Raw genomic sequence first — 7,082 nt, forward strand, 5'->3', positions numbered from 1 at the left:
GCCCTGCCGCGCGGGCCGCGCGGCGCCGTCGGCGCGGGGCTGGGGCCGACGACGTCGACGGGCACACCGACGCTGATCGCCCCGACGACAGACATCGACCACACCGGGCAGATCGAGACCGTCGACGGGGTCACCCTCGAGTTCCAGATGACTCCCGGCACCGAGGCGCCGGCGGAGATGAACTTCTATTTCCCGCAGATGCGGGCGCTGTGCATGGCGGAGAATGCGACGCACACGCTGCACAATCTGTTGACTCTGCGCGGTGCTCTCGTACGCGATCCGCACGTGTGGTCGCAGTATCTGACGGAGTCGATCAACCGGTTCGCGCACCGGTCCGACGTGCTGTTCGCCTCGCATCACTGGCCCACCTGGGACACCGATCGGCTCACCGAGTTCCTGTCGGTCCAGCGAGATTTGTACGGATACCTCCACGATCAGACATTGCGCGCGATCAACAAGGGCGCCACGGGAATCGAGATCGCCGAGTCGATCGAGCTCCCGCCGGCGATCGAGAACGTATGGCACACCCACGGCTATTACGGCAGTGTCAGCCACAATGTGAAGGCGATCTACCAGCGGTACATGGGCTGGTTCGACGGCAATCCGGCCCGCCTGTGGGAGCACCCGCCCGTAGAATCGGCGAAGCGGCACGTGGAGTTCATGGGCGGCACCGAGCAGGTGCTCGAGAAGGCACGGAAATCGTTCGACGAGGGTGACTTTCGCTGGGCCGCGCAGGTGCTGAACTACGTGATCTTCACCGACCCCGACAATGCGGCGGCGAGGGAATTGCAGGCCGACACCCTCGAACAGTTGGGGTACGGTTCCGAGAACGGCACGTGGCGCAACTTCTTCCTGATGGGCGCGTACGAACTCCGCAACGGCTCGGTCGGCACACCGACCGTCACCGCGTCGCCGGACATCGCCGGGGCACTCACGATCGGACAGGTCTTCGATGCGATCGCATTGCGCGTCGACGGTCCACGGGCATGGGCGGCGAATCTCACGATCGACTGGAAGTTCACCGACGAGAACATTGTCCACCGCAGCCAACTCCGCAACGGGTTGCTCGTGCACTTCGACACCGACGGGTCGTTGCCTGCACCGGACGCCACCATCACCCTGGCCCGGCCGGATCTGATCGCGGTGGTACTCGGCGGTGCCGACCCTGGTCCGCTCGTCGAGGACGGAACCGTCGTCGCGGACGGGAGGGACGGCGCATTCGCGACCCTGGTGGGATACCTGGACGATCCGGACCCGGACTTCGCGATCGTCACGCCCTGACGGTTCCCGACCTTCGGGGTGAGCGGCGATGCCGGCACGTGCACGTGGCGAGACCGACACCGAAAGGGACGGTCGCCGCGGGTTTGTGGCCGAGCACCTTCGATGCGACACTCGCATCGAAGGTCGCAAGCGGCCTGCTGTATTTCGTCATCGGCATTGCGATCTATTCGTTGCTGGCGGGGGTCGCATCCGCCGCCCGGCGACCGGTACCTCGATCCGGGTAAACGGGCATGACAGCATCGGCGATCACGGGGGAAGCGACCAGGGCGACAGCGACGACGAACAACCACCCGATGATCGTGAAAACGATACCGAGTACGCCGAAATGCGCCGCGGACGAGGCGACCGCCCGGGGCATGTAGACCCGGCCGCCGACGTCGATCACGCTCAGCAGGGTCGCGGTGATCGCTCCGGTTGCCCACAGGACGTGTCCGGGTACGGCACCGATCGTCAGTAGGCGAGGGCACAGCGCCCAGACACAGGTCCACACCGACCATTGGGCGGCGACGGTAAGGAAGGGCTGACCCACGGACTGGATCCACGTGACGACGACGATCGACGACGCCACCGTGAACAGGACCGCGAACCATCGCCAAGCCTGGGACACACCTATTTTCGGCGAGTCCCACGCACGCCCGTACATCCGCCCCAAGGCCCGTGCGAAGGACGTTCCGCCGATCACCACCATGAACACACCCAGTACGCCGAAAGTGGCGGTGTGCGAGGTCATCTGCATGTCACTGGCAGGAAGGCCCGCCGCGTCGATCGACAGTCTGTCACGCAGGCTCCGGGTGAGATCGGAGTCGTCGACGAAGGTGCCGATCGCGATGAGAACGGGCAGCACCGACGTGAACATCTGAGCAGCCAGAGTCATCGAACGGTCGACCAATTCGATGCGGGCGAAGCCCAGCAGAATGCGTGTAATGGTCCGGCCGACCGGATGCGACGGCGGGAGCGTCGGCATCCGGCGCACGGGGGGTTTCGCCGTCATCGTTGAAGTATCCGGTGCGCCGTGGATCCGCTCCCGGAATTCCGGAGTTGCGACGACCTCGCCTGATTGTTCACCCGTGACGGATGACGCGGTGAAGCGTGCACGCCCGCACAATCGCAGTAGTTGACGGGCCAGGTTCGGCCATGACGGAGGAGCATCACGGTGGAGGGAAGCGACGGGGTCTCGCCCACAGCGGATCGGTATGCTGGTCCCGGCCCGGCGGTGGAGAATACGTGGTCCATTCCGCGAGGTCTGATCGTGTTGCTGGCCGGGGCTGCCGCGGTCGTCACGATGGCGGGTATTCGGACTTTCGCCGGGATCGTCGGCCCGGTCTTCCTCGCGTTGATCCTGACCGTGGCGATGCATTCCGTTCAGATCCGATTGGACCGTCGAGGGTTCCGGCCGTGGATCGGGATGGTGGCGGCGGTCGTCACGGTCTTCGCGTTCCTGATCGGGCTTGTCGGCGCGCTGGTGCTCACGGTTGCCCAACTCGCGTCGGAACTTCCTCAGTACGCCGATTCCTTCGATGCCCTCTTCGACGGTTTTCGAAGCACCCTGGAAGGGCTGGGCGTCAGTACCTCCCAGGTTCAGAATCTGATGTCCGGCGTCGATCTGGGCAACGTGGTGGGGATACTCGAATCGGTTCTGCTGAGCGTGCTCTCGTTGCTGTCGAGTCTCGTCTTCGTGTCGGCGTTGCTGCTGTTCATGGCTTTCGACGGGATGCACATCGGTCGCAAGCTCGACATCATCGGCAGCATCAGGCCCGACATCCGTTATGCCCTGGAAACATTCACCGACGGAACCCGGAAGTACCTGATCGTGACGACGGTGTTCGGGTTGATCGTCGCAGTGCTGGACGGTGGTCTCCTGTGGCTGCTGGGTGTCCCCCTTCCGTTCGCGTGGGCGGTGCTGTCGTTCGTCACGAACTACATCCCCAACGTCGGTTTCGTGCTCGGGCTGATTCCGCCGGCGCTGCTCGCGCTGCTGGACAGCGGCCCGGCACTGATGCTGTGGGTGATCGTCCTGTACAGCGTGATCAACTTCGTCGTGCAGTCGATCATTCAGCCGAAGTTCGTCGGTGACGCGGTCGGCATCACCGTGACGATGGCGTTCCTCGCGTTGGTGTTCTGGTCGTGGGTGCTCGGCCCGTTGGGTGCGATCCTCGCGATCCCGCTCACGCTCCTGACCAAGTCGATGCTGCTCGATATCGATCCGGCGACGCGCTGGGCGAACGTCCTCGTCAGCGACATGCGTAACGAGGACGTCACCGAGGGCGCCACCACCGACGATCGAACGACCGACGACGAACCTGCCGACGATACCGGCGGTGCGTGAGGAGGACACGACGATGCGCGCTCGGGCAGGACCTCACCGGCCGGGGAGTCGATGCTCGATCGCACCCGATGCTCGATCGCACCCGATGCTCGATCGCACCCGATGGTCGATCAACGACTCGAACTGTTCGGCGGAATCGGGCCGTGCTCAGCGTGGGGTGTCGGTCGTCGGCACGATCGACCGTGCGAGCGCCTGGATCAGGAGGTCGAGACCGGGTGTGTGCTCGGCGCCGGCACGCACCAACCCGCACACCGGAACTCGTAGCAGACGGTGGCGCTCACGCATGAATTTCAGTCCCTTCCCGGGAGTTTCGGCGGCGGTACTCGCATACAGGACAGTCCATGCGCGGGGGTTGGTGATCACCTCCAGGGTGGCGGTGTGATCGCTGGCGATCGGCGGGCCGAGCCGGACTCGTCGGCCGACCTCGAGGAAGGCGTCCTCGATGATGCGATGGATGAGGATTTGGCTGTGCCGTGGTGGCAGCAGCAGCGGATAATGTGCGAGCTCGCCGAGATCGACGGTCGAGAACGCAGACAGCGGATGCTGGCTGGAAGTGACGACGACGAGGTCCTCGACGCCGAACTCGATCGTTTCGAGTTCCGGTCTGTCGACGTCGCCGCGGATCAGGGCGAGGTCGGCGTCACCGGATGCGACGGCGTTCACGCGGTCCGCGAAGTCCTTGATGACGAATTCGACGTCCAGGTGGGGATGCTGTTCACGAACCCGGGAGATCGCGTCGAGACTCTGCGCGGCGAAGCTCATGTTCGCGCTGATCCGGATCCGGTCGCGGGGTGGGGTGGCGACCTCGAGGGCGCGGGCTTCGAGGGCGAGGACTTCGGCGGCGATCGGCATGAGGCGACGGCCGGCGTCGGTGAGGCGAACGACGCGAGTCGATCGTTCGAACAGGCTGGTTCCGAGTTCCTGTTCGAGCTTCGCGATCTGATGACTGATCGCCGACTGGGAGATGAAGCAGCGTTGCGCGGCGCGGGAGAAGCTCGATTCTTCGCCCACGGCCACGAAGTAGCGCAGTTGCCGGAAGTCCATCACGCTCCTATTTATGAGCAAACGAGATAACAGTATTTCGAATCTCCCAGGTTAGTGGACCGGAATCGGGCGGCTACCTACGGTGAATCTCATACATCGACTGCGGTGACATCGACAGCAGTTGTATCGGCAGTAGTGCGCTTCAGTGTGGAGGTTTGGGTAGTTATGGGCGATGCAGAGTTCGATCGGACGGACGTCGTCATCGTGGGTTCGGGCTTCGGCGCCCTCGCCACCGCGAAGAAGCTCGCGAAGGCGGGCACCCCGTTCGTGCTGATCTCCGAGACCACCGAGCATCTGTTCCAGCCGCTGCTGTACCAGGTCGCCACCGGTGTCATCTCGCCCGGTGAGATCGCCCCGTCGGTCCGCGCGATCCTCGCCAAGTACCCCAACGCCGACGTCCGGCTCGGCCGTGTCGTCGACGTCGACCCCGACGCGAACACCGTCGTCTACGAGGCCGCGGGCCAGCGTCACGCACTCGGCTACAAGCACCTCGTCGCCGCGACCGGTGCCCGGCAGGCCTACTTCGGCCGCGACGAGTTCGCCGAGTTGACGTTCGCGCTCAAGACGGTCGACGACGCCGAGAAACTGCGCCGCCAGATCATCCGGTGCTTCGAGGAAGCGCACATCGCCACCGACCCCGAGATCCGTAAGAACCTGCTCAGCTTCATCGTCGTCGGCGCGGGTCCGACCGGTGTGGAGTTGGCAGGCCAGATCAAGGAACTCGCGCAGCGTTACTTCGCGGAGTCGATCGGCAACATCAAGGCCACCGATGTCACCGTCACCCTCGTCGAGGGTGCGGACAAGGTGCTTCCGCCGTTCGGCGGCAAGCTCAGCGATTATTCGAAGGAAGCGTTGGAGAAGGCCGGTGTCGAGGTCGTGGTGAGCACGATGGTCACCGACATCGACGAGCACGGTGCGACCCTGAAGACGATGTCCACCGACGAGACACGCCGGCTCACCGCCGAGACGATCATCTGGTCGGCCGGTATCCAGGCCAACGACTTCGCGGGTGTTCTCGCGGAGCGCACCGGCTGCGAGACCGTCCGCGGTGGCCGACTGCTCGTCGACAACGACTTCACCGTGGGCAGCGCCGACAACATCTATGCGATCGGTGACATGGTCACCCTCGACAACCTGCCCGCGCAGTCGCCGTTTGCGATGCAGGGCGGCCGCCACGTCGCGAAGCTGATCCTCGGTAAGGTTCCCGCCGGCACCCCGTTCAAGTACAAGGACAAGGGCAGCATGGCGATCATCAACCGGTTCCGGGCGATCACCCGTGTCGGCAAGATCGAACTCACCGGTTTCATCGCGTGGGTGCTGTGGCTCGCGGTGCACCTGGTGTACCTGGTGGGCTTCCGCAATCGCTACATTGCGGTGATGTCGTGGTGCGGTTCGTTCCTCGGTCACCGGCGCCCGCACTTCTACTACGCGCAGACCGCCGAGCCGGACCAGGCCGAGCTGAAGCAGGCGGGGGCGGAACCGGCGGGGGCGGAACCGGCGGTCGCGAAATCCGAAGAGGTCGCGGAAGTAGAAGAGGTCGCGGAAGTCGAAAAGGTCGCGGACAGCACACGCGAACCCGTACCGGCCATCGCCTGAGCGACACTTCCGCGCTGCGCCCCGAACGAATCCGTCCGGGGCGCAGCGCGTTGCAGTTGGGAAGCCTGCCGCTCACTTCCGGAGCGCGTCCCTGACCTCCTCGAACGCTGCCTCGAGGAGCGCGGCGTACCGTCGGGCGTCGGGCATGATCTCCGGTGAGGTCAGTACCGTCAGCGTCAGGTCGTCGCCGTGACCGAGTACTCCGTGGGTGAGCGTGGCCTCCGACGTCAGCGGTGGGCTGATCGTTCCGAAGAGCAGCGGCCGGCCAGCCAGCGCCCACGGGGTCGTGTCCGCGACCCGAATGCTGGTCAGCACCGTGTGCATGCGGGGGGCGCGGCGGGCCTGCACACGCCGCTGGTTCGCGGCAAGTTCCACGGGCAGCAGAAACGAGGGAATCGCGCTGGTGTCGGTCAGATACTGCAGGGACTCGGCGGTCGCCGATTCGCGGCGTTCCCTCAATGCTGCCTGCACCGCGGCGGCACGCCCCAGGATCGTCCCGACCTCGGGATGCAACGCGACGTCCGTCCAGCCGATGCGGTTGACTCCGAAGGTCTCCGGGGCCGTGCCGACCGCGAGCGTGACGAACGCCGTCAGGTCCGGCGGGCACTGCCCGTCCACCTCGGCGAGGTAGCGTTGCAGCGCAACCGAGATCGTGGTCAGGGCGAGCGCGGTGACCGTGAAACCCGTCGGGAGCGGGCCGGGACGTCCCCACCGCAGAACCAGCAGAGTCCGTCGCGTGCCGGGATCCCGGCCCAGCCCGGTCGGGGCGAGATCCGGTGGGGTGGCCGATCCCGCAGCCCCCGTAGCCCGCGCGCGTGCGGCGCCGCGTACCGCC

Annotated in this window: 6 protein-coding genes; 3 read left to right on the plus strand and 3 right to left on the minus strand. The window is 65.5% G+C overall.

The features are described from left to right. The coding region (locus tag WAX14_RS02605) for an alkyl/aryl-sulfatase (RefSeq protein ID WP_422626535.1) at positions 1–1,281 on the plus strand (1,281 nt) is incomplete at its 5' end. Positions 1,282–1,444: 163 nt separating this feature from the next. On the opposite strand, the gene WAX14_RS02610 is transcribed toward WAX14_RS02605, so the two are convergent. After that, the gene (locus WAX14_RS02610) at positions 1,445–2,272 is read right to left on the minus strand and encodes a hypothetical protein (RefSeq protein WP_422626536.1); all 828 of its coding nucleotides are present in this window, start codon (positions 2,270–2,272) and stop codon (positions 1,445–1,447) included. 162 nt (positions 2,273–2,434) lie between these two features. Between WAX14_RS02610 and WAX14_RS02615 the strand changes: the two genes are divergently transcribed. Further along, positions 2,435–3,607, plus strand: a complete 1,173-nt coding sequence (locus tag WAX14_RS02615; RefSeq protein ID WP_422626537.1) for an AI-2E family transporter — start codon at positions 2,435–2,437, stop codon at positions 3,605–3,607. 147 nt (positions 3,608–3,754) lie between these two features. On the opposite strand, the gene WAX14_RS02620 is transcribed toward WAX14_RS02615, so the two are convergent. After that, positions 3,755–4,651, minus strand: a complete 897-nt coding sequence (locus WAX14_RS02620) for a LysR substrate-binding domain-containing protein (RefSeq protein WP_422626538.1) — start codon at positions 4,649–4,651, stop codon at positions 3,755–3,757. Positions 4,652–4,816: 165 nt separating this feature from the next. Between WAX14_RS02620 and WAX14_RS02625 the strand changes: the two genes are divergently transcribed. After that, complete coding sequence (locus WAX14_RS02625; protein ID WP_422626539.1) at positions 4,817–6,247, plus strand: NAD(P)/FAD-dependent oxidoreductase; 1,431 nt, start codon at positions 4,817–4,819, stop codon at positions 6,245–6,247. Between the two features lie 72 nt (positions 6,248–6,319). Here the strand turns inward: WAX14_RS02625 and WAX14_RS02630 are convergent. After that, a partial coding sequence (locus WAX14_RS02630) for a WS/DGAT domain-containing protein (RefSeq protein WP_422626540.1) occupies positions 6,320–7,082 on the minus strand: 763 nt, incomplete at its 5' end.

The sequence above is a fragment of the Rhodococcus sp. (in: high G+C Gram-positive bacteria) genome, assembly GCF_049299235.1.
In the GTDB taxonomy this organism is placed as follows: domain Bacteria; phylum Actinomycetota; class Actinomycetes; order Mycobacteriales; family Mycobacteriaceae; genus Rhodococcus.

Excerpts from the sequence above, each read along its gene's own strand:
- WAX14_RS02610 (WP_422626536.1), bottom strand. The coding sequence starts at position 2,272 with ATGACGGCGAAACCCCCCGTGCGCCGGATGCCGACGCTCCCGCCGTCG.
- WAX14_RS02620 (WP_422626538.1), bottom strand. The coding sequence starts at position 4,651 with ATGGACTTCCGGCAACTGCGCTACTTCGTGGCCGTGGGCGAAGAATCG.
- WAX14_RS02625 (WP_422626539.1), top strand. The coding sequence starts at position 4,817 with ATGGGCGATGCAGAGTTCGATCGGACGGACGTCGTCATCGTGGGTTCG.